19 protein-coding genes are annotated in these 21408 nt (G+C 59.9%); 13 read left to right on the top strand and 6 right to left on the bottom strand.

Features of this window, described 5'->3' with window-relative positions; translation table 11 throughout:
• Positions 1–84 precede the first annotated feature (84 nt).
• The gene (locus PMI28_RS08365; protein WP_007989554.1) at positions 85–1227 is read left to right on the top strand and encodes an MFS transporter; all 1143 of its coding nucleotides are present in this window, start codon (positions 85–87) and stop codon (positions 1225–1227) included.
• 185 nt (positions 1228–1412) lie between these two features.
• On the opposite strand, the gene PMI28_RS08370 is transcribed toward PMI28_RS08365, so the two are convergent.
• Positions 1413–2957: a phospholipase D family protein gene (locus tag PMI28_RS08370; RefSeq protein ID WP_238540707.1), complete on the bottom strand. Its 1545-nt coding sequence runs from the start codon at positions 2955–2957 to the stop codon at positions 1413–1415.
• 293 nt (positions 2958–3250) lie between these two features.
• Here PMI28_RS08370 and PMI28_RS08375 point away from each other — a divergent pair, with 293 nt between their 5' ends.
• The 4 genes from PMI28_RS08375 (at position 3251) to PMI28_RS29125 (ending at position 7759) form a co-directional block, all read left to right on the top strand.
• Complete coding sequence (locus PMI28_RS08375) at positions 3251–3901, top strand: DUF1120 domain-containing protein (RefSeq protein WP_007989548.1); 651 nt, start codon at positions 3251–3253, stop codon at positions 3899–3901.
• Between the two features lie 152 nt (positions 3902–4053).
• Complete coding sequence (locus PMI28_RS08380) at positions 4054–4773, top strand: fimbria/pilus chaperone family protein (protein ID WP_338010078.1); 720 nt, start codon at positions 4054–4056, stop codon at positions 4771–4773.
• A 59-nt stretch (positions 4774–4832) separates the two neighbouring features.
• The gene (locus PMI28_RS08385; RefSeq protein ID WP_081501457.1) at positions 4833–7217 is read left to right on the top strand and encodes a fimbria/pilus outer membrane usher protein; all 2385 of its coding nucleotides are present in this window, start codon (positions 4833–4835) and stop codon (positions 7215–7217) included.
• A gap of 20 nt (positions 7218–7237) precedes the next feature.
• Positions 7238–7759: a hypothetical protein gene (locus PMI28_RS29125; protein ID WP_007989542.1), complete on the top strand. Its 522-nt coding sequence runs from the start codon at positions 7238–7240 to the stop codon at positions 7757–7759.
• A gap of 6 nt (positions 7760–7765) precedes the next feature.
• On the opposite strand, the gene PMI28_RS08390 is transcribed toward PMI28_RS29125, so the two are convergent.
• Positions 7766–9196: an aminotransferase-like domain-containing protein gene (locus PMI28_RS08390; protein WP_007989539.1), complete on the bottom strand. Its 1431-nt coding sequence runs from the start codon at positions 9194–9196 to the stop codon at positions 7766–7768.
• Positions 9197–9375: 179 nt separating this feature from the next.
• On the opposite strand from PMI28_RS08390, the gene PMI28_RS08395 reads away from it, so the two are divergent.
• The gene (locus tag PMI28_RS08395; protein WP_007989537.1) at positions 9376–9621 is read left to right on the top strand and encodes a DUF1127 domain-containing protein; all 246 of its coding nucleotides are present in this window, start codon (positions 9376–9378) and stop codon (positions 9619–9621) included.
• A gap of 143 nt (positions 9622–9764) precedes the next feature.
• On the opposite strand, the gene PMI28_RS08400 is transcribed toward PMI28_RS08395, so the two are convergent.
• Positions 9765–11069 carry an NAD(P)/FAD-dependent oxidoreductase gene (locus PMI28_RS08400; protein WP_007989535.1) on the bottom strand — a complete coding sequence of 435 codons (1305 nt, stop codon included), beginning with the start codon at positions 11067–11069 and terminating at the stop codon, positions 9765–9767.
• Between the two features lie 147 nt (positions 11070–11216).
• Between PMI28_RS08400 and PMI28_RS08405 the strand changes: the two genes are divergently transcribed.
• Positions 11217–11570, top strand: a complete 354-nt coding sequence (locus tag PMI28_RS08405) for a YkgJ family cysteine cluster protein (RefSeq protein ID WP_007975156.1) — start codon at positions 11217–11219, stop codon at positions 11568–11570.
• A 135-nt stretch (positions 11571–11705) separates the two neighbouring features.
• On the opposite strand, the gene PMI28_RS08410 is transcribed toward PMI28_RS08405, so the two are convergent.
• The gene (locus PMI28_RS08410; RefSeq protein WP_007975155.1) at positions 11706–12194 is read right to left on the bottom strand and encodes an Lrp/AsnC ligand binding domain-containing protein; all 489 of its coding nucleotides are present in this window, start codon (positions 12192–12194) and stop codon (positions 11706–11708) included.
• 157 nt (positions 12195–12351) lie between these two features.
• Here PMI28_RS08410 and dadA point away from each other — a divergent pair, with 157 nt between their 5' ends.
• The 6 genes from dadA to PMI28_RS08435 all read left to right on the top strand — a co-directional run bounded on the left by dadA (position 12352) and on the right by PMI28_RS08435 (position 18634).
• Complete coding sequence (dadA, locus tag PMI28_RS08415; RefSeq protein ID WP_007989532.1) at positions 12352–13656, top strand: D-amino acid dehydrogenase; 1305 nt, start codon at positions 12352–12354, stop codon at positions 13654–13656.
• Complete coding sequence (locus PMI28_RS08420; protein WP_007989530.1) at positions 13628–13981, top strand: RidA family protein; 354 nt, start codon at positions 13628–13630, stop codon at positions 13979–13981. Before dadA ends, PMI28_RS08420 begins: the two co-directional genes overlap by 29 nt.
• 99 nt (positions 13982–14080) lie before the next feature.
• Positions 14081–15154, top strand: a complete 1074-nt coding sequence (gene alr, locus PMI28_RS08425) for an alanine racemase (RefSeq protein WP_007989528.1) — start codon at positions 14081–14083, stop codon at positions 15152–15154.
• Positions 15155–15282: 128 nt separating this feature from the next.
• Entirely contained in the window at positions 15283–15831 is a 549-nt protein-coding gene (locus tag PMI28_RS08430; RefSeq protein ID WP_007975150.1) for a cupin domain-containing protein, read from the top strand.
• Positions 15832–16013: 182 nt separating this feature from the next.
• Positions 16014–16436, top strand: coding sequence for a c-type cytochrome (locus PMI28_RS0128785; RefSeq protein ID WP_033063507.1), 423 nt, complete (start codon positions 16014–16016; stop codon positions 16434–16436).
• A 275-nt stretch (positions 16437–16711) separates the two neighbouring features.
• Positions 16712–18634: an acetyl-CoA hydrolase/transferase C-terminal domain-containing protein gene (locus PMI28_RS08435; protein ID WP_007989514.1), complete on the top strand. Its 1923-nt coding sequence runs from the start codon at positions 16712–16714 to the stop codon at positions 18632–18634.
• Positions 18635–18763: 129 nt separating this feature from the next.
• Here the strand turns inward: PMI28_RS08435 and PMI28_RS08440 are convergent, their stop codons facing one another.
• Complete coding sequence (locus PMI28_RS08440) at positions 18764–19336, bottom strand: xanthine phosphoribosyltransferase (RefSeq protein WP_007975145.1); 573 nt, start codon at positions 19334–19336, stop codon at positions 18764–18766.
• A gap of 55 nt (positions 19337–19391) precedes the next feature.
• On the bottom strand, positions 19392–21401 hold the full coding sequence (gene rep / locus PMI28_RS08445) for a DNA helicase Rep (RefSeq protein ID WP_007989511.1): 2010 nt from the start codon (positions 21399–21401) through the stop codon (positions 19392–19394).
• Positions 21402–21408: the final 7 nt, after the last annotated feature.

Genomic DNA, 21408 nt, shown 5'->3' with positions numbered 1-21408 from the left:
GTGATGGCCTCTTCGCGAGCAAGCCCGCTCCCACATTTGTTTTGTGTGGCCTGAAAGAAATAACAATCCACAGGAGCGTGGAACATGCGTTGGGCGACTTATTTCGCCGTTTTGGCATCTGTCTTGAGTGTCGGCCTGGCCCTGGGGGTCAGCATGCCGCTGGTGTCGTTTCGCCTGGAAAGCTGGGGTTACGGCTCGTTTGCCATTGGTGTGATGGCCGCGATGCCGGCCATCGGCGTGCTGTTGGGGGCGAAGATCTCCAGTCATCTGGCGGCGCGTTTCGGCACGGCCAATCTGATGCGGCTATGCCTGTGGGCCGGGGCGGTTTCCATCGGTTTGCTGGCGCTGTTGCCGAGTTATCCGGTCTGGTTGGTCTTGCGGCTGATGATCGGGGTGATCCTGACCCTTGTATTCATCATCGGTGAAAGCTGGATCAATCAATTGGTGGTCGAGCAATGGCGCGGGCGGCTGGTGGCGCTGTATGGCAGCAGCTACGCATTGAGTCAGCTGGCAGGGCCGGTGTTGCTGGGCTTCCTTGGCACCGAGCACGATTATGGTTTTTGGGTCGGCGTCGGTTTGCTGATGGCTGCACCGTTTCTGTTGCTGGGTCGCAGTGGTGCGCCGAGCAGCGAGGCCAGCAGCGTGACCCTGAGTGATTTGCTCGCTTTCTGTCGTGGCCTGCCGGCGATTGCCTGGGCGGTGTCGTTGTTCGCCGCGTTCGAGGCGATGATTCTGACCCTGTTGCCGGTCTATTGCCTGCGCCAGGGTTTCACTACGGAGATCGCCCTGGCGATGGTCAGTACGGTGGTGGTCGGCGATGCAGTGCTGCAATTGCCGATTGGTGCGTTGGCCGATCGCTTGTCGCGGCGCGCGTTGTTCACCGGTTGTGCGGTGGTCCTGCTGATGTCGAGCCTGGCAATCCCGATGCTGATCGACACGCTGCTGATCTGGCCTTTGTGGGTGCTATTCGGCGCCAGTGCCGGCGGATTGTTCACCTTGTCACTGATCCTGATCGGCGAGCGTTATCGCGACGATGCGCTGGTGCGGGCCAACGCGCACATCGCCCAGCTGTGGGGGATTGGTTGCTTGATCGGGCCGCTTCTGGCGGGTGCGGGCAGTCAGTGGATCAGCGGCCATGCGTTGCCGTTGCTGATGGCGGTCGGGGCCTTGGGTGTGTTGATTGTGGTGTCGCGGCAAGGGGCGTTTGGCGCGGTGCAAACAGCGTAAATTGCCAACACATAACCTGTGGGGGGGGCTTTCTGTGGCGAGGGAGCTTGCTCCCGTTGGGTTGCGAAGCGACCCCAAAATAGGCGCCATGGTTCATTCAGGTAAAACGCGAAAGCTGAATTGCGACTGCTTTGCAGCCGAGCGGGAGCAAGCTCCCTCGCCACAAAAGCTTTGCTGTTCAGTCACTACAGCATCTTCTCCAGCCCAACCGTGTTGCTAAGCCAGGCGTTGAAGCGTCGCCACAAACTGCCCGGTTCCTTGGTCAGGGTGTGCATTTTTCCATCGTCTTCGGTGGTCCAGACGATCTGACCGTTTTCCAGCTCCACCTGATAACTCAGGGCCGGCGCCATACCCTGCAGCGCCAGTTCGCGGACCCGAGCGGCCAACTCCGGACTGTCCACCAGCACGCCGACTTCGGTGTTCCACAGCACCGAGCGCGGATCGAAATTGAACGAGCCGATAAAGGATTTCTGCTGGTCGAAGATCATCGCCTTACTGTGCAGGCTGGAGTCGGAGCCGCGATAGGAACTGCCGGAAAACAAATACGGCCCGCTACCGCTGTCGCCGTCTTCACCCGGCTGACGACGCAATTCATAAAGCTTTACACCATGTTCCAGCAACGCCCTGCGGTAAGGCGCGTAACCACCGTGCACCGCCGGCACGTCCGTGGCTTCCAGTGAGTTGGTCAGTAAACTCACGGAGACCCCGGCATCGGCGCGCCCGGTCAGGTACACCAGCCCCGGTTGGCCAGGCACGAAATAAGCCGAAATCATGATCAGCTCTTTGCGGACACTGTCGAGTTCAGGCGCCAGTTGCGTGGTCAGCAGCAACTGCGAATCGGGCTCGCCCTTGGCCAGAACCTTGCTCGGCGCGTCCCACAATGCCTGGTTCCAGGCCCAGACCAGCTCGCGGCGCCAGATGTCCAGGCGCGGATGCGTGGTGAAGGTCATCAAGTGCTTGTAGAGCGCGTGATTCTGTTTGCGCGATTCCGCCAGTGACTCTTGCAGTCGGGTGCGGGTATTTTCCAGGTCCAGGGCGGTGGGTTTGCTCGACAGGAATTCGTCGATCGGCTTGCTCAGGGCGCTGTTCCAGTACTGGTCGAAGCTGTGCCCGAGTTGCTCGGCGACCGGGCCGACGCTGAGCATGTCGATGTCGGTGAAATTCATGTTGGGCTTGGCGTCGAAATACTCGTCCCCCAGATTGCGCCCGCCGACGATAGCCATGCTGTTGTCCGCCAGCCACAACTTGTTGTGCATGCGTCGGTGTTGCAGTGACAGGTTGAACAGCCGGCCCATGGTGCGCGTCACGCCGGTGCTGCGGCCCAGATGCAGGGGGTTGAACACGCGGATCTGAATCTGGGGATGCGCCGCGAGGGTGGCGATGGTGCGGTCCAGCCCATCGCTGGTGGTGTCGTCGAGCAAAATGCGCACGCGCACGCCTCGGTCGGCAGCCTTGAGCAATTCCTCCACCAGCATGCGCGTGCTGATGCCGTCATGCACGATGTAGTACTGCAAATCGAGGCTGCTTTGAGCATTGCGAATCAGTTCGGCACGGGCGGTGAAGGCCTCGGTGCTGTCGGACAGCAGGCGAAAGCCCGATTTGCCTTCATAAGGCGCGGCCTGGGCCTGGACCGAACGGCCGAATGCCGATGCGCTTGCCGGCAACGCCTGGCTCGGTTCGCGCTGCACGTCGTAGCTGGCGCAGCCGTTGAACAGCAAAATGAGCAGCAAGACCGATGCGTATCGCAAGTGGGATCGTCTCAGTTCATGGCAAAAAGCCAAAGTATGGCACGCCGTGGGAATTCGTTATTCCTGCACAGCAGGGAGTTGCGGGACCCATACCGATGAACTTGGAGGAGCTACGTGATTTGTTGAAGTTGCTGATCCGTTTGGCTGCCAATTCCTACATAAAGTTCCTACACAAACCGGAATGATCGAGGGGTATGGGACTTGCCGAGAGGAAGTGGCATTTCCTGTCTGTAGTCCATGCATCCATGTTCCAGTCATTTCAAAGGGAAGTGTTTATGAAGAAGTTACATCAAATGGCCGCTCTGGCAGCCATTCTCGTTCCGTTCACCGCCCAGGCGGCCAGTGTCGACCTGAGTGTCTCCGGTACTGTGATCCCCACCTCATGCGTTCCGGCATTTGCCGGTGGCAGCAATGTCGATCTTGGGCGGATCCATTCCTACACCTTGAGTCCGACTGCACAGAACGATCTGCCGCAACGGGATATCACCCTCATAGTCGCTTGCGATGCGCCGGCTGCAGTAGAAATCGCTGTCACCGATAATCGGGGTGCCAGCAAGGTTGCGGGGCTGACCTTCAACGGCCGGACTGGTGAAAACCTCTACTTCGGTCTGGGCAGCACCAACGGTATCGGCATCGGTGGTTTCGGTCTGCTTACCGGCCAACCGCTGGCGGACAGCAACCCGCAGGCATTCCTGGTACGTACGCCAGGAAATCCGGTATGGCGCGTTCCGGTCGCCGGGTTAATGGCCAATGCACCGACCTCCTATTCGTGGGGGCCGAGTGCCGCGACGGGCCCGGCCGCCGCCCGCTTGCACACCTTCCCCATGAAAGTGGCCGCTGTCATTCGTCCGACTTCTGAACTGCCGTCAACTACTGACGAGTTTGCGCTCGACGGTTCGGTCACTTTCGACATGTATTACCTCTGAGTCGGCGCACCACCTGCGACTGTCGCTCTAACCCTGATGATTTGATGGTGTTCGTCCCGTGCGAGCAGGCGTCGGCGTTTGCCTGAAAAAGCATCGTCGTCAGGTTATTCATCGCGTCATCAGGCATCGACACAAGTTTGCAGTTTGTGTCGATGCCTTTGGAGACTGTCATGTATCCACCAAAAAACATTCTGAGATTCAGTGCTTTCGCTGCGTTTCATCTGTTCCTTGTCCAAAACGCTCAAGGAGCCGGGATGGTCCCGGAAACACCCGTGCTGGTGGTCGATCAGGCACTAGGCGAGGCCACCCTGAACGTCAGGAATACCGACAACCATCCCGCGCTGCTGTATAGCTCTATTGAGCATATCGCCGAGGACAACGAAACGCTGTTGGTGCTGACCCCGCCGGTAGCGCGGGTCGAACCTGGCCAGAGCCAGCAGGTGCGATTCATCCTGCGCAGCACAACACCCCTGGAAACCGAGCGCCTCAAGCGTGTGGTATTCGAAGGCATCAACCCTCGACAAGATGGGGAGGGCGCCCGTGTCAGTCTTGGGGTGCGCCAGAACATTCCGGTCATTCTGCGCCCGGCCGGGTTGGCGGTGGAGCGTGCACCCTGGAAACGTCTTAGCTGGACGGCTGAGGCCAACCGCTTGCAGGTGAGCAATCCCAGCCCCTACGTGGTGCGTCTTGCCAAGTCAGTGAATTTGATCCCGGGCGGCAGCATCGTGGACTTGGGGCGCACCTATATCCTGCCTGGTGAGCAACTTGAATTTACCGCACCGTCTACTTTGGACACTCATGTACAGCTGTTTCCTGCGACCACCTACGGGTTTGCGGTCGACCGCTATGATGCGCCACTGGTCCGCCGGTAATGAGATGTCGCTCTGGGTCGCTCCGGGCCCCGCTGCAGTTGGCCTGCGGTTTGGCGTTGATGCTGGGCGTTTTGGAAAAGAGCTGTGGAAGTGAGTTTGTCGAGTTTGATCAATCAGTACTTGAAGCGCGCGGACTTGATCCGCGAATCGCAGAGCACTTGCGCAGCGCGCCACGTTTTCAGGCAGGACGACAGGATGTGGCGTTGCTGGTCAATGGTGCTCCGATGGGGCAGGTGCCGGCGACCTTCGATGACGACGGGCAGTTGTGCCTGGATTCGACACTGCTCGAACACGCCGCTATCAAGGTCCCTGCGGAACTCCCCGAGAGTGCCGACAGCGTCGGCTGCCTGCGGGCGATTGATGGTTTAGCCGGTGCGCAGGTGAGGCTCGATCCTGGCCAACAGAAAATTATGTTGCTAGTCCCCACCGACACCTTGATCGACTCCGCACCTGTGCAACGTAGTTGGACCAAAGGAGGGCTGGCCGGGTTGCTCAACTACGACGCACTTATCGTGGGCAGTTCGGCTCAAGGCCAGTCCAGCCAATACCGCAATCTGGGCACCGAATGGGGATTTAATGCCGGTGACTGGGTGGTACGCAGTCGCCAGAGCTATACGTCATTTCAGAATGAGGAGCGTTTGGAAACACTTTACACGCAGGCGTCACGCACTTGGGAGCGCTACCAGGCCAATGTGCAGCTCGGCCAGCTTAATTTGCGCACGTCGTTATTTGCCGGAGAGGCGTTCACCGGTTTCCAGATTCACCCCGATACGGCATTGGCCCGCTTGGGTGGCAATGATTTTGGGAGCGCAAGTGCTGTGGATGGGGTGGCCTATTCACCGTCGCGGATCGAGGTACGCCAGAGTGGTGTTGTGGTTTACACCACGCTAGTCCCTGCCGGGCCTTTCACGCTTCGTGATTTACCGCTGCTTAGTCATCAGCTTGACCTCGATATCAATGTTCACGAGGAGAACGGCGAGCAGCGGCAGTTTCGCGTCCCGGCCGCCAGCTTGCGCCCCGTCAGCGTGGGGGGCATGCCGGGCTATGGGTTTGCAGCGGGCAAGGTTCGGCGATTCGCCTCTGATGATCGTCAGGCCCCGTCGTTTTTTGTTGCCACTCAGGACTGGCAGTGGTGGCCTCAGACATTGTTCAGCCTCGGGGTAATGGGGGCTGAACACTATCAGTCGTTGGGGTGGGGCGTGCAGCAGGCACTCGCGCCAAGCTCGGCGGTTAGATTGCAGCATCTGATGTCGTATACGCCGCGCTCGGGTCAGGGGGCGCAACTGCAGGCCGCCTTGAGTGCGCGTTTGGGCGCCGGGTTGTCTGCCAGCTTGACGGCGAGCCAGCAAAATACAGGTTTTAGAACCCTGGCGGACATGGGCCGAGATGATTTTTCTGACGTGCCCTACGGTCGAGCAAACCGCCAGTGGGGCATTTCGCTGAGTCGCGACGACCCGATGTGGGGCGCTGTGAACGGAACGCTGTCGCGTTACATCAGTGTAGAACGGGCCGCCCGTTCACGGTTCGGCATCGCTTGGTCGCGGCTATTCGATCGCACCCATTTGTCGTTGGATCTGCAGCGCGAATACGGTGGAGATACGGCCAATCGCCGCGGCACTTCCGTCTACGCGACCTTGAGTTTGCCGTTGGGGCGGCAACGCAGTGTGAGCGCTTTCAGTCGTCACGATGATCTTCTTGGCTTGAGAACGGGGGCGCGTTACCGCGAGCAAATCAGCGAGACGCTGGGTTACAGCATCGCTGCAGAACGGCGCGACAATGGGCAAACAGGCATCAACGGGCGGTTGAGCGCATTACCGCGTTACACCAGTGTCGATGTTGGCTACTCGCGCAGCTATGCCGGCGCCACCAGCCATGATCTGGCGCTACGCGGTGGCGTCGCTGTTCATGAGGATGGGCTGACGCCGTCACCTTATCCACTGCGTGACACGTTTGCTCTGCTCAGTGCGGGTGATGTCGGCGGGGTCAAGTTAAGCACGCCCCAGGGGCCTGTCTGGACTGACGGTGCCGGTCGCGCGGTGGCTGCCAGTCTGCCGGCCTATCAGACCAGTCGCATTGAGATAGACACCATAAGCCTGCCGCGCAACGTTGAATTGCAGAACGGTTTCCAGGAAGTCGAAGCCGGTCGCGGCGCGGTAGCACGGCTCAACTTCAACCTCAGTACCGCCCGCCGGTTGATGCTGCAGGTGCGCACTGTCGACGGGGCATGGGCTGAAAAAGGCGCGTCGGTCTACGACGATCAGGGGCAATACCTCACAAGTGTGGTCGATACCGGCCTGGTGTATTTGGCCGATGCGCCAAGTGAGGTGCGTTTGCAGTTGATGTTGTCGCAGGGCCGTCGATGTCGGGTTGAGCTAAATAGCTCCGAACCGCCTGCATCGACTGCACTTTATGAGACCGCCGAGGCGCTCTGTCGAATGATATGAAAATTGATTGAGGCATTTACATGAAAGGTCTGGTCATGTTGTTGCTGTTGTGGACGTTTGTACGTCCGGCTTTCGCCGAGGATGACTGTACGATGCGGCTTAGTCCCGCAGCGCTGGATTATGGTTCGGTCACACGTGCGAGACTGCTGGACTTGCCGGACACTGGCGGTGCATTGAGCTTCGGCCTGCGGCGAATTCGCCTGCAGATTCAATGCCCCGAGGAACGTCCGATGGGATTGAGATTCAACGCACCTGCTGCCGATGCTCAGGGTTTCCGCTTCGGGTCGGGGACTGTGCAATTGCGCCTGGTTTCCTCGCGTCTCGACGGGCGCTCCGTGGACTGGGTGCGCGACGTCGAGCAGGGGCGCAGCACTGACCGAATTTGGCCTGGGGTCAGGGTCCGGCCCCGGTACAACGGCAGGATACTGTCGGGTGAGCACTTGGAGGTGGAGCTGGAACTGGACGCGCGGATCGACCGTCAGGCGGCGCGGGTCAGTGACATGACGCTGTTCCAGCTGGCGGGGAGCTTCCAGCTCGATTGAGCTACCTCAAGGAGTGTCTTGAGTCTCGGCCAGCAACTTGATAGCGGCGGCACCGACCTTGCGCACGGCTTCTTCAATTTGTGCCGTTGGTTTGGCAGCGTAGTTCATGCGCAGGCAATTGCGGTACTTGCCCGAGGCGGAAAAAATGCTGCCGACGGCAATCTGTACGCCCTGGTCGTGCAAGGCGCGATTGAGTTTCAGGGTGTCGAAACCTTCCGGCAGTTCGACCCACAGCATGAAGCTGCCTTGTGGGCGACTGGCGCGAGTGCCGACCGGGAAATAGCGAGTCACCCAATCGATCATCACGTCGCGATTGCGCTGGTATTGTGTGCGCATCCGCCGCAAATGCGGTTCAAAGTGGCCGCCCTTGAGAAATTCGGCGATGGCGATTTGCGGTTGTGGCGCGGTGGAGCCGGTGCTGATGTATTTCATGTGCAGCACCCGTTCCAGATACCGGCCCGGCGCGACCCAGCCGATGCGCAGGCCCGGGGCCAGGGTCTTGGAAAACGAACTGCACAACAGGACGCGACCGTCCTCGTCGAAGGATTTGATCGTGCGCGGACGCGGGTAGGTATAGGCCAGTTCGCCATACACATCGTCCTCGATGATCGCCACGTCAAAGCGCTGCGCAAGCGTCAACAACGCACGTTTGCGCGACTCCGGCATGATGTAGCCCAACGGGTTATTGCAGTTGGGGGTCAACTGTATGACCTTGATCGGCCATTGCTCCAGGGCCAGTTCCAGTGCTTCAAGACTGATCCCGGTCAGCGGGTCGGTAGGGATTTCCAGGGCCTTCATGCCCAGGCCCTTGAGGGTCTGCATCGCACCGTGAAAGCTCGGCGAGTCCACCGCAACAATGTCCCCCGGCTCGCAGATGGCACGAATGCTGGTGGACAGCGCTTCGTGGCAACCCGTGGTGACCACCAGCTCACTGGCGCCCAACTGACAGCCGGAATCGAGCATCAGGCGAGCGATTTGTTCACGCAGTTCGAGGTTGCCGTGGATGTTGTCGTAATACAGGCCAGGCATGTCCTGCCGCCGGCTGATTCGCGCCAGATCGCGCAATAGCGGTTTCATGGTCGGGCTGGTGATGTCCGGCATGCCGCGCCCGAGTTGCACCACATCTTTGCGCGGCACTGCGCGGATCAATTCCAGCACTTGATCCCATTGCGAAATGTCCACCGGACGCTGGGCCGGGCGGCCGACTGCCGGCAAATCCGGCAGTTCGCGGCTGGCCGGAACGAAGTACCCGGATTTGGGCCTTGGCATGGCCAGCCCGCTGTCCTCCAGCACCCGATAGGCCTGCTGCACCGTGCTCAGGCTGACGCCGTGCTCGACGCTCAGCGCCCGTACCGAAGGCAGTCGGTCACCGGGGCGATAGAAGCCCTGTTCGATACGTGTGCCGAGCAACTCGGCGAGGTTGACGTAAAGGGTCATGGTGCAGCCTCGATAGGGGTGATTCGGTTAACCAGTACAGATCAGGCAAAAAATCAGGATTCAGTGGCGGAATCGATAAAACTGTATTGAATTAATACAGTTCCATTGAATCTGTATTGCTTTTACGCGCCCTCGCATCATGGAACCTCTGGCTACCCAAGTAAACAGGAGCATCCAAGATGAACGGTTTGAGCGATGTGCGGCTGACGTTACACAGTCAGGAACTGGCGGCAGGGCAGAACAACGGCACGCGGGAGTCGGGCATGCGCAGTGCGCCGTCCAGCCTGAGTCGCTGGGACCGGTTCTGGTGCCGGCTGCGCACGCGCAAGGCGTTGTTGGCCCTGACACCCGACCAGCTCAAGGATATCGGGCTGACGCGAGGGCAGGCGTTGGAAGAGGGGCTGAAGCCTTTCTGGCGGATCTGAGTTTTGCAGTGTTCTTCAGGGCCTCTTCGCGGGCAAGCCCGCTCCCACAGGTTTCGGCGGTGAACACAATTCTTGTGAATACCAGTAATCCCTGTGGGAGCGGGCTTGCCCGCGAAGGCGTCAGAGCTGACACCGAGAATTTTTCAGATCAACTCTTTAAGCCGATGCCACAACATCCCCAACGCCAGCAACGGCGAGCGCAAATGCTTGCCGCCGGGGAAGGTGATATGCGGCACCCTGGCAAACAGATCGAAGCCACCACTGTGCTGGCCGCTGATGGCTTCGGCCAGCAGCTTGCCGGCCAGGTGTGTGGCATTCACGCCATGACCGGAATAGGCCTGTGCGTAATACACATTCAGCTGGTCCTTGAGCCGGCCGATCTGCGGCAGACGATTGGCGCCGATGCCGATCATGCCGCCCCACTGATAGTCGATCTTCACACCAGACAATTGCGGAAAAACTTCGAGCATTTTCGGGCGCATGTACGCGGCGATGTCTTTCGGGTCGCGGCCCGAGTAATGGCAGGCACCGCCGAATAGCAGGCGCCGGTCCGCCGAGAGCCGGTAATAATCCAGCGCCACCCTTTGATCGCAGACCGCCATGTTCTGCGGCAGCAGGGCGTGGGCCAGTTCTTCGCTCAATGGTTCGGTGGCGATGATGTAGCTGCCGGCGGGCAGGACTTTGCCGCTGAGTTCCGGGTTGAGGTTATTGAGGTAGGCATTGCAACCCAACACCAGGGTTCTGGCGCGCACCGAGCCCTCGGCGGTATGGACCTTGACCTCGGGGCCGTAGTCGATGCAGGTCACGGCCGACTGCTCGAACAGCTGGACCCCCAATTGTTGTGCGGCTGCGGCTTCGCCCAAAGCCAGGTTCAATGGATGCAGGTGCCCCGAACCCATGTCGATCAGGCCGCCGACGTAACGCGTAGAGCCGACCACGGTGTGCATCTCATTGGCCTGCAGCAAACGAGTCTCGTAGCGATAACCGAGGCTGCGCAGTTCTTCGGCATCCTCGGCGAAACCTTCAAGGTCACGGGGCTTGTTGGCGAGGTCGCAGTAACCCCAGGTCAGGTCGCAGGGGATCTGAAAACGCTCGATCCGTTGCCGGACGATTTCCACGGCTTCCAGGCCCATGAGTTTCATTTGCCGCACGCCTTCGACACCGATGACATTGGTGAACTGATCGAGGCCGTGACCAACGCCGCGAATCAGCTGCCCGCCATTGCGTCCACTGGCGCCCCAACCGATTTTGTGGGCTTCAAGCAACACCACGCTGAGTCCGCGCTCGGCCAGCTCAAGCGCCGTGTTCAACCCTGAAAACCCGCCGCCCACTACACAGACGTCGGCCAACACTTCGCCTTTGAGCACCGGAAGTTCGGGCTGAGGCAGGCTGCTGGCGGCGTAGTAGGAAGCGGTGTGGCTGACAGGCTGTTGAGCACGGGCATTCATGTGCGTGTTCCTGATTCTTGCGTTTAGAAAACTTGACGGAGCATAAGCCGGACCTTCCCGGGCGGGCAACATTGGTCGGCTGGTGCTGTCTGGATCGGGGCTTTTGCGTCAGAATCGCGCTCTATTCCGCTTTGGGTCACCGCTGCAATGAGCTGCAACAGCCAGACAATTCGCACATTGCGACAACAGATTCCCTCGTTCGAGTGCGTGCCCGGCTGCCATGACTGCTGTGGGCCGGTGACCACCTCGCCGGAAGAAATGTCGCGCCTGCCGCGCAAGACTCGTGCCGAGCAGGATGCCGCGATGGAAGAGCTCAACTGTGTGCATCTGGGACCGAATGGTTGCACGGTGTATGACGAGCGGCCGCTGATCTGTCGATTGTTCGGCACCACCAAGACCTTGCCGTGCCCCAATGGGCGGGGGCCGGTGGAGCTGATTCATCCGCGGGTGGAGAAGCAGGTGTTCGAGTACATGGCCAGTACACGGCAGGTGCTGGTCTAGATAGACCGAGTCGCTGCCTTCGCGAGCAAGCCCGCTCCCACATTGGATCTTCAGTGGTCACAGATTTGTGTACGGCGGTGATCAACTGTGGGAGCGGGCTTGCTCGCGAAAGCGGCTGAACAGACACCGCAAATCTCAATCCGGAATCGGCAAGGTCAGGCTCTCTTTCACCTCTTCCATCACGATGTAACTCTTGGACTCGCGCACGTGGGGCAGCTTGAGCAGGATGTCGCCCAGCAATTTACGATACGAGGCCATCTCGGAAATTCGTGCCTTCACCAGGTAGTCGAAATCCCCTGACACCAGGTGACACTCCAGCACATGGGGCAATTTCAGCACCGCGCGTCGGAACTCTTCGAAAGTATCGCCGGATTTGTAGTCCAGGCTGATCTCGACGAATACCAGAAGACTACCCTTCAGGTGCTGCGGATTGAGCCGGGCGTTGTAGCCCATGATGATCCCCTCGCGCTCCAGGCGCCGGACCCGCTCAGTACAGGGCGTGGTCGAGAGCCCGACCTTTTCCCCAAGCTCCGTAAAGGAAATCCGCCCGTCCGCTTGCAGGATCCGCAGGATGTTGCGGTCGATCTTGTCCAGCTCACGTTTGGTCTGAGTGTTGGTACGCATAGGGGATGCGCCTCCGTGAAAAGGGTTTTTGCCGAGAATTGTCGCCAAATATAGGCGCTTATATAGTGAAAAGCACTGGCAAATCTTTTTTACACTGCGCGCATCTGAAGCTTTGAATAACAAACGTCAGCGGTTAGCCGCGATGAGGGATTTGAAAATGCGCGTCATGGTCTTGGGTAGCGGCGTTATCGGTACCACCAGTGCTTATTACTTGGCCCGCGCCGGGTTTGAAGTAGTGGTTGTCGACCGGCAGCCAGCTGCTGCCATGGAGACCAGTTTCGCCAACGCCGGGCAGGTTTCGCCGGGTTATGCCTCGCCGTGGGCCGCGCCGGGTGTGCCGCTCAAAGCCATCAAGTGGCTGTTGCAGCGCCATGCACCCTTGGCGATCAAGGCCACTGCCGACATCGACCAGTACCTGTGGATGGCACAGATGCTGCGCAACTGCACCGCCAGCCGATACGCGGTGAACAAGGAGCGCATGGTTCGTCTGTCCGAGTACAGCCGTGACTGCCTCGACGAACTGCGCCTGGAGACCGGCATCGCCTACGAAGGCCGCAGCCTCGGTACCACCCAACTGTTCCGCACCCAGGCTCAACTGGACGGCGCCGCGAAAGACATCGCCGTGCTGAAAGAATCCGGCGTGCCGTTCGAACTGCTCGACCGCGATGGCATCGCCCGCGTCGAACCTGCACTGGCCAGCGTCACCGACATCCTCGCCGGTGCCCTGCGCCTGCCGAACGACCAGACTGGCGACTGCCAGATGTTCACCACCAAGCTCGCAGAAATGGCCGCGAAGCTCGGTGTGCAGTTCCGTTTCGGTCAGGATATTCAGCGCCTCGACTTCGCCGGTGACCGCATCAACGGCGTGTGGATCGACGGCAAGCTGGAAACCGCCGACCGCTACGTGCTGGCGCTCGGCAGCTACTCGCCGCAACTGCTCAAGCCGCTGGGCATCAAGGCACCGGTTTATCCGCTCAAGGGCTACTCGCTGACCGTGCCGATCACCAACCCGGCGATGGCACCGACCTCGACCATTCTCGACGAAACCTACAAGGTCGCGATCACCCGTTTCGACAACCGCATCCGCGTCGGCGGCATGGCCGAGATTGCCGGTTTTGACCTGTCGCTGAACCCGCGTCGCCGCGAAACCCTGGAGATGATCGTCAACGATCTTTATCCTCAGGGCGGCGATCTGGCCCGGGCCGATTTCTGGACCGGCCTGCGTCCGACCACTCCGGACGGCACCCCGATTGTTGGCGCCACCCCGTTCAAGAACCTGTTCCTGAACACCGGTCACGGTACGCTCGGCTGGACCATGGCTTGTGGTTCGGGTCGCTTGCTGGCCGACCTGATGGCGAAGAAAAAGCCGCAGATCAGCGCCGAAGGCCTCGATATTTCCCGTTATGGCAACAAAACCCAGGAGCCTGCAAAGCATGTCAGTCCAGCGCCAGCTCACCAATGAGCGCATGAGTCAGATCGTCACCCATAACGGCACGGTTTACCTGGCCGGACAGGTCGGCGATGACATGAACGCCGGGATTGAGCAGCAGACCCGTGAAACCCTCGCCAACATCGAGCGTTTGCTCGATCTGGCTGGCACCGACAAGCACCATCTGCTGTCGGTGACGATTTACCTGAAAGACATCGACGCACATTTCGAAGGCATGAACGCGGTGTGGGACAAGTGGCTGCCAAAAGGTGTTGCCCCGGCCCGCGCCACGGTTGAATCGAAATTGTGCGAGCCGGAAATCCTGGTCGAGCTGTCGGTTGTCGCCGCTCTGCCATAATCCTGTCAGAAAGATCCCTCTCCCGGTGCTGTTGGCGGTTCACGCCGTCAGCCAGCGCCGGTTTTTTCTTCCCGATAACCCGACCAGAAGTGTGCCGCCATGCGTCCTGCCCGTGCCCTGATCGACCTTCAAGCCCTGCGTCACAACTACCGAATCGCCCGTGAACTCACGGGGGCCAAAGCCCTCGCGGTGATCAAGGCTGATGCCTACGGCCATGGCGCTGTGCGATGCGCACAAGCGCTGGAAGCCGAGGCGGACGGGTTTGCCGTGGCCTGCATCGAAGAGGCGCTGGAGCTGCGGGCCGCGGGTATTCATGCACCGGTGCTGTTGCTGGAAGGCTTTTTCGAAGCCGACGAGTTGTCTCTGATCGTCGAGCATGATTTCTGGTGTGTGGTGCATTCGCTGTGGCAGCTCGAAGCCATCGAAAAAGCCGCATTGAGCAAGCCGATCACTGTGTGGCTGAAGCTCGATTCGGGTATGCACCGCGTGGGGCTGCACCCGGCGGATTATCAAGCGGCTTATCGGCGTCTGCTGGCGAGTGGCAAGGTCGCGAAAGTGGTGCTGATGAGCCACTTTGCTCGCGCCGATGAACTGCACGAACAGGCCAGCGCCGAACAGGTGGCGGTGTTTGAAGCGGCGCGTAAGGGGTTGTCCGCCGAAGTGAGTTTGCGCAACTCGCCGGCGGTGCTCGGCTGGCCGCAGATTCCGAGTGATTGGGTGCGTCCGGGCATCATGCTCTATGGCGCCACGCCCTTCGAAGAGGCCAACGAAGTGGCATCGCGCCTGCAACCGGTCATGACCCTGGAATCGAAAGTGATCAGTGTGCGCGAGTTGCCGGCTGGCGAACCCGTCGGTTACGGCGCCAGATTCATCACCCCTAAACCGATGCGCATTGGCGTGGTAGCGATGGGTTATGCCGACGGCTACCCGCGTTTGGCACCGACCGGCACCCCCGTGCTGGTGGCCGGGCAGCGTAGCCAGTTGCTCGGCCGGGTGTCGATGGACATGCTCTGTATCGACCTGACCGATGTGCCGCAGGCCGGTCTCGGTTCGACCGTCGAGTTGTGGGGCAAAAACATCCTTGCCAGTGACGTGGCCATTGCCGCTGGCACGATTCCTTACCAGATTTTCTGCAACCTGCGCCGAGTGCCACTGCTCTATTCCGGGGCTTAGTGCGCAGGGCTCCAGACCGGAAGTCGCCTCGCTGAGCAGGATTCAGGTCAAGGTGTTGTAAATACTGAACGCTGTCGCCATGATAACGCTCACTGTTTCAACAATCCTGAATCCTGGAGGCGCAAGCTTTGGACGTCGGTGAACGGCTGCAATCCATCCGTAGGCTCAAAGGCCTTTCCCAGCGTGAGCTCGCCAAACGGGCGGGGGTCACCAACAGCACGATTTCGATGATCGAGAAGAACAGCGTGAGCCCTTCGATCAGTTCGCTGCGCAAGGTGTTGGGCGGGATTCCCATGTCCATGGTCGAGTTCTTTTCCGAAGAAATCCTGCAGGAAAAACCGACTCAGATCGTCTACAAGGCCAACGAGCTGATCGATATTTCCGATGGCGCCGTGACCATGAAACTGGTCGGCCGGGCCCACCCGAGCCGGGCTATCGCATTCCTCAATGAAATCTATCCGCCAGGCGCCGACACCGGTGACGAGATGCTCACCCATGAAGGCGAGGAAACCGGCATCCTGGTCGAAGGAAAACTGGAACTGGTGGTCGGTCTCGAAACTTTTGTACTCGAAGCCGGTGATAGCTACTACTTTGAAAGTACCAAGCCACACCGTTTCCGTAATCCGTTCGATGCGCCAGCGCGACTAATCAGCGCAGCCACGCCGGCGAATTTCTAAGAAAAGAGGCGTCCTGCCAGCATCGCAGAGGAACCCGGGCCGTTTTTCCGCCGCAGCCTAAGACCCTTGTGACTTTGGGGTTGTTTCAGTGCGACGGGCTTACCGCTATACTTGCGCCCGCCTGCGAACCGTGGCCGTAGGCGTGACTAGCCACCATTGAGGGTGAACGCGTGAACCTAATTATGAAAATGCTGGCTGCACCAGCAACCGTATTGGCCCTATGGGCTGTCAGTGTCAGCGCTCAAGCTGCGACCAACGACGTTATCGCCAAACGCCTTGAGCCAGTCGGTCAGGTTTGTGTTCAGGGTAAAGAGTGCAAAGGGATGGAAGTGGCCACTGCCGCTGGCGGCGGTGGCGGTGCAAAAACTCCGGATGAAGTGATTGCAAAACATTGCAACGCTTGCCACGGCTCAGGCCTGTTGGGCGCGCCGAAAATCGGTGATGCCGCCGCTTGGGGCGAGCGCGCCAAGAAAGAAGGTGGTGTTGACGGCCTGCTCGCCAAGGCTATCTCCGGCCTCAACTCGATGCCGCCAAAAGGCACCTGCGCCGATTGCTCCGATCCAGAGCTCAAAGGCGCCATCCAGAAGATGTCCGGCCTGAAGTAAGCCCCGTCTTCAGCGAAAAGCCGCTTACGAGCGGCTTTTTTGTGCCTGCTGTTTTGTCCTGAAGACAATGAAGAACCCTTGTGGGAGCGGGCTTGCTCGCGAAAGCGGTGTGTCAGTCAACATTGATGTCGGCTGACACGGCCTCTTCGCGAGCAAGCCCGCTCCCACAAAGGATCTTCGGTGCTGGCATGATTTGGCGTCTGAGGCTGTTTTTTGCAGCCAAGACCCGGCAAGCTCGGTCCAACCCCAATTCATGGAACATGAGGGAGGATGCGATGGTGCAGCTGTGTTCTATCGAGCAAGCGGTCGATGACGTCTTGGCACGGTTGCCGGCGCATATCCACATGGGCTTGCCTCTGGGGTTGGGCAAACCCAACCACTTCGTCAACGCGTTGTATCGACGTATCGCCCAACTGCCAGAGCGGCGGCTGACGATCTACACCGCGCTGTGCCTTGGCCGCCCGCCCTTGGGCGACGGTTTGCAAAAGCGTTTCCTCGAGCCCTTTATCGAACGGGTGTTCGGCGATTATCCCGAGCTGGATTTCCTCGCCGACCTGCATCGCGACCAACTGCCGGGCAATATCCACATTCAGCAGTTCTTCATGCAGCCCGGCAGCCTGCTCAACAGTGCGACGGCGCAGCAGGATTACGTCAGCAGCAATTACAGCCATGCGGCGCGGGACATCAATGCCGCCGGGTTGAACCTGGTCGCTCAGTTAGTCGCCAGCCATGCCGGGCAACCCGACCGCTTGAGCCTGAGCTGCAACCCGGACATCACCCTCGATCTGCTGCCGATGATTGCCAAGCGCCGTGCCGCCGGAGAAACCATCCTGATGGTCGGCCAGGTGCACAACGATCTGCCTTACATGCCCGGCGATGCGGAACTCGGCATCGACACTTTCGACCTGCTGATCGATGAGAAGGACAACACCACACTGTTTTCCACGCCGAATATGCCGGTGGGGTGCCAGGACCATTTCATCGGCCTGCACGCCAGCACCCTGGTGCGTGACGGCGGCACTTTGCAGATCGGCATCGGTTCCATCGGCGATGCGCTGACGGCGGCGCTGCTGGCGCGACAAGCCGAAAGTGACGCTTACAAGGCGTTGCTGGACGAGGTGAATCTCAGTCAGTGGGCGCAACTGATCGAGCGCGAAGGTGGCATCGAACCGTTCGCCAAAGGCCTGTATGGCTGTAGCGAAATGTTCGTCAACGGCTTGCTGGTGCTGGCCGATGCCGGAATCGTTCGGCGCAAGGTTTATCCGGACGTGGCGACCCAACAGCAGGCGAATGCCGGCACCCTCGACGAGGCGGTGCAAACCGATGGCATCTCGGTGCACGGCGGTTTCTTCCTCGGTCCACGCAGCTACTACGAACGCTTGCGTGAGTTGCCGCAAAGCAAGCGACTCGAATTCAACATGACTCGCATCAGCTACATCAACGAGCTCTATGGCCAGGAAGAGCTCAAGCGTTTGCAGCGTCTTGATGCACGGTTCATCAACACCGCGTTCACCGTGACCTTGCTCGGTGCCGCGGTGGCGGATCAGCTCGAAGACGGACGTGTGCTCAGTGGCGTAGGCGGGCAGTACAACTTCGTGGTTCAGGGGCATGCGCTGCAGGGTGCGCGTTCGGTGTTGCTGCTGCGCAGCTGGCGTGAGTCTGGCGGCGACGTCAGCTCGAACATCGTCTGGGAATATGGCCACTGCACGATCCCCCGGCACTTGCGGGACATCGTGGTCACCGAGTACGGCATCGCCGATCTTCGCGGTAAAACCGATGCGGCAGTGATCGAGGCCTTGCTCAATATCAGCGACTCGCGTTTTCAGCCGGGACTGATCGAGCGGGCGCAGGAAGTCGGCAAATTGCCCAAGGACTTCCGTCTCGATCCGCGCTTTGCCGAAAATACTCCGCAGCGCTTGCAGGGCATTCAGGCGCGGCATCCGTGGCTTTTTCCAGAGTATCCGCTGGGGTGTGATTTCACCGAGGTCGAGCGAGATGTGTTGCGAGCGCTGAACTGGCTCAAGAGCAAGTTCAAGCTGAGCGAGGTGCTGGAACTGGGCAAGGCGGCGCTGGATGCGCCGGAGGCAGCAGCGTTCCCGGAGCATCTGGAGCGCATGCAGCTGGCCAGCCCGGAGGGGCTGAAGGAGGATTTGTATCAGCGGTTACTGCTGGCCGGCCTGAAAGCCACCGCGCAATAACAGCCAACATAAATCAAATGTGGGAGCGGGCTTGCTCGCGAAGGCGGTGTATCAGTCAAAAACCAGTCGACTGACACACCGCCTTCGCGAGCAAGCCCGCTCCCACAGGGGGAATTGTGGTGTGGCGGCTTACTCGATAAAGGTCACGACACCATCGGCCAGCGACTTCACGCGGGCCAGGGACTCTACGCGATAACCTTGCGAATCCAGCTCCGCACGGCCGCCCTGGAACGACTTCTCGATAACGATGCCCAGGCCCGCCACGGTCGCGCCGGCCTGCTTGATGATCGAGATCAGCGCCTGGGACGCCTTACCGTTGGCCAAAAAGTCATCGATGATCAGCACGCGGTCGCTGCTGGTCAGGTGGCGCGGGGAGATGGCCACGGTGCTTTCGGTCTGCTTGGTGAACGAGTACACGGTCGCCGACAGCAGGTTTTCGGTCAGGGTCAGGGACTGGTGCTTGCGGGCGAAAATCACCGGTACGCCGAGATTCAGGCCAGTCATGATGGCCGGGGCGATGCCCGAGGCTTCGATGGTGACGATCTTGGTGATGCCCGAATCCTTGAACAGCGTGGCGAATTCGTCGCCGATCAGCTTCATCAGGGCCGGGTCGATCTGGTGGTTCAGAAAGGCGTCGACTTTCAGGACCTGGTCGGAAAGCACAATGCCTTGTTCGCGAATTTTCTGGTGCAGGGCTTCCATGAAGCTGTCCTCTTTTGGCGCCTGTGCGCCGAAGGTCATATAAAAGTGGTCAATTCTAGCGCTTTAACATCGCGCGTATATCCGCCAATGCGTTGTTGCCCCGCACGGCTTTGACTTCGGTCGGTGTGTCGTCGTTGCCTTCCCAGGCCAGATCGTCCGGCGGCAACTCATCGAGGAAGCGGCTCGGCGCGCAATCGATGATCTCGCCGTATTGCTTGCGCTTGGCGGCGAAGGTGAAGGCCAGGGTCTGGCGCGCGCGGGTGATGCCCACGTAGGCCAGGCGACGTTCTTCTTCGATGGTGTCGGCTTCGATGCTGGAACGGTGCGGGAGGATTTCCTCTTCCATGCCCATGATGAACACGTAGGGGAATTCCAGGCCCTTGGACGCATGCAAGGTCATCATCTGCACGCCTTCGGCGCCGTCTTCTTCTTCCTGCTGGCGCTCCAGCATGTCACGCAGGACGAGTTTGCCGATGGCGTCCTCGACGGTCATTTCGCCTTCTTCGTCTTTTTCCAGGGTGTTCTTCAGCGCCTCGATCAGGAACCAGACGTTACCCATGCGGTAATCGGCGGCCTTGTCGCTGGAGCTGTTGGTGCGCAGCCAGTTCTCGTAGTCGATGTCCATGACCATGCTGCGCAGGGCGGAGATCGGGTCTTCGCCGGCGCACTGCTCGCGCACCCGGTCCATGAAGCGCTTGAAGCGCGACAGGCGATCGGTGAAGCGGCTGTCCAGATGCTCGCCCAGGCCGATTTCGTCGGTGGCGGCGTACATCGAAATCTTGCGCTCGGTGGCGTAGTTGCCCAATTTCTCCAGCGTGGTCGAGCCGATCTCGCGGCGCGGCACGTTGATCACCCGCAGGAAGGCGTTGTCGTCATCCGGGTTCACGATCAGGCGGAAGTAGGCCATCAGGTCTTTCACTTCCTGACGGCCGAAAAAGCTGTTGCCGCCGGACAGGCGATACGGCACCTGGTGGTGCTGCAATTTCAGCTCGATCAGCTTGGCCTGGTAGTTGCCGCGATAGAGGATCGCGAAATCGCTGTAAGGCCGGTCGGTGCGCAAGTGCAGGCTGAGGATTTCCATGGCCACACGCTCGGCCTCGGCGTCCTCGTTGCGGCAGCGGATCACGCGGATCTCGTCGCCGTGACCCATTTCACTCCACAGCTGCTTTTCGAATTCGTGGGGGTTGTTCGAGATCAGCACGTTGGCGCAGCGCAGGATGCGGCTGGTGGAGCGGTAATTCTGCTCCAGCATCACCACTTTCAAGGACGGGTAGTCGTCCTTGAGCAGCATCAGGTTTTCCGGGCGGGCGCCGCGCCAGGCGTAGATCGACTGGTCGTCGTCGCCCACCACGGTGAACTGGTTGCGTTTGCCGATGAGCATTTTCACCAGCAAATACTGGCTGGCGTTGGTGTCCTGGTATTCGTCGACCAGCAGGTAGCGCACCTTGTTCTGCCACTTTTCCAGAATGTCGGCGTGCTCTTCGAACAGCTTCACCGGCAGCAGGATCAGGTCGTCGAAGTCCACTGCGTTGAACGCCTTGAGCGTGCGCTGGTAGTGGGTATAGACGATGGCGGCGGTCTGTTCCTTGGGGTTGCGCGCGTTTTCCAGGGCCTGGGCCGGCAGGATCAGGTCGTTTTTCCAGGCGCCGATCATGTTCTTGATCTCGTCGACGCCGTCGTCGCCCGAGTATTCCTTCTGCATGATGTCGGTCATCAGGGCTTTGACGTCGGTCTCGTCGAAGATCGAGAAGCCCGGTTTGTAGCCCAGCCGCACATGCTCCTTGCGGATGATGTTCAGGCCCAGGTTGTGGAAAGTGCAAACCGTCAGCCCGCGACCTTCACCAGCACGCAGCAAGGTGCCGACCCGTTCCTTCATCTCGCGGGCGGCCTTGTTGGTAAAGGTCATGGCGACGATGTACTGGGCGCGGATGCCGCAGTTCTGGATCAGATGCGCGATTTTGCGCGTGATTACGCTGGTCTTGCCGGAGCCTGCACCGGCGAGCACCAAAAGAGGGCCGCCGACGTAGCTCACGGCTTCTTGCTGCCGGGGATTGAGTCGGGACATAGGTAAA

Origin of the sequence: Pseudomonas sp. GM48, assembly GCF_000282335.1 — a bacterium.
Lineage (GTDB): Bacteria > Pseudomonadota > Gammaproteobacteria > Pseudomonadales > Pseudomonadaceae > Aquipseudomonas.
Note: the sequence above shows the minus strand (reverse complement) of the source record. Positions and strands in the feature narration are given on the sequence as shown.

Excerpts from the sequence above, each read along its gene's own strand:
- PMI28_RS08365 (WP_007989554.1), top strand. The coding sequence starts at position 85 with ATGCGTTGGGCGACTTATTTCGCCGTTTTGGCATCTGTCTTGAGTGTC.
- PMI28_RS08375 (WP_007989548.1), top strand. The coding sequence starts at position 3,251 with ATGAAGAAGTTACATCAAATGGCCGCTCTGGCAGCCATTCTCGTTCCG.
- PMI28_RS08380 (WP_338010078.1), top strand. The coding sequence starts at position 4,054 with ATGCCTTTGGAGACTGTCATGTATCCACCAAAAAACATTCTGAGATTC.
- PMI28_RS08385 (WP_081501457.1), top strand. The coding sequence starts at position 4,833 with ATGCTGGGCGTTTTGGAAAAGAGCTGTGGAAGTGAGTTTGTCGAGTTT.
- PMI28_RS29125 (WP_007989542.1), top strand. The coding sequence starts at position 7,238 with ATGAAAGGTCTGGTCATGTTGTTGCTGTTGTGGACGTTTGTACGTCCG.
- PMI28_RS08390 (WP_007989539.1), bottom strand. The coding sequence starts at position 9,196 with ATGACCCTTTACGTCAACCTCGCCGAGTTGCTCGGCACACGTATCGAA.
- PMI28_RS08395 (WP_007989537.1), top strand. The coding sequence starts at position 9,376 with ATGAACGGTTTGAGCGATGTGCGGCTGACGTTACACAGTCAGGAACTG.
- PMI28_RS08400 (WP_007989535.1), bottom strand. The coding sequence starts at position 11,069 with ATGAATGCCCGTGCTCAACAGCCTGTCAGCCACACCGCTTCCTACTAC.
- PMI28_RS08405 (WP_007975156.1), top strand. The coding sequence starts at position 11,217 with ATGAGCTGCAACAGCCAGACAATTCGCACATTGCGACAACAGATTCCC.
- PMI28_RS08410 (WP_007975155.1), bottom strand. The coding sequence starts at position 12,194 with ATGCGTACCAACACTCAGACCAAACGTGAGCTGGACAAGATCGACCGC.
- dadA (WP_007989532.1), top strand. The coding sequence starts at position 12,352 with ATGCGCGTCATGGTCTTGGGTAGCGGCGTTATCGGTACCACCAGTGCT.
- PMI28_RS08420 (WP_007989530.1), top strand. The coding sequence starts at position 13,628 with ATGTCAGTCCAGCGCCAGCTCACCAATGAGCGCATGAGTCAGATCGTC.
- alr (WP_007989528.1), top strand. The coding sequence starts at position 14,081 with ATGCGTCCTGCCCGTGCCCTGATCGACCTTCAAGCCCTGCGTCACAAC.
- PMI28_RS0128785 (WP_033063507.1), top strand. The coding sequence starts at position 16,014 with ATGAAAATGCTGGCTGCACCAGCAACCGTATTGGCCCTATGGGCTGTC.
- PMI28_RS08435 (WP_007989514.1), top strand. The coding sequence starts at position 16,712 with ATGGTGCAGCTGTGTTCTATCGAGCAAGCGGTCGATGACGTCTTGGCA.
- PMI28_RS08440 (WP_007975145.1), bottom strand. The coding sequence starts at position 19,336 with ATGGAAGCCCTGCACCAGAAAATTCGCGAACAAGGCATTGTGCTTTCC.
- rep (WP_007989511.1), bottom strand. The coding sequence starts at position 21,401 with ATGTCCCGACTCAATCCCCGGCAGCAAGAAGCCGTGAGCTACGTCGGC.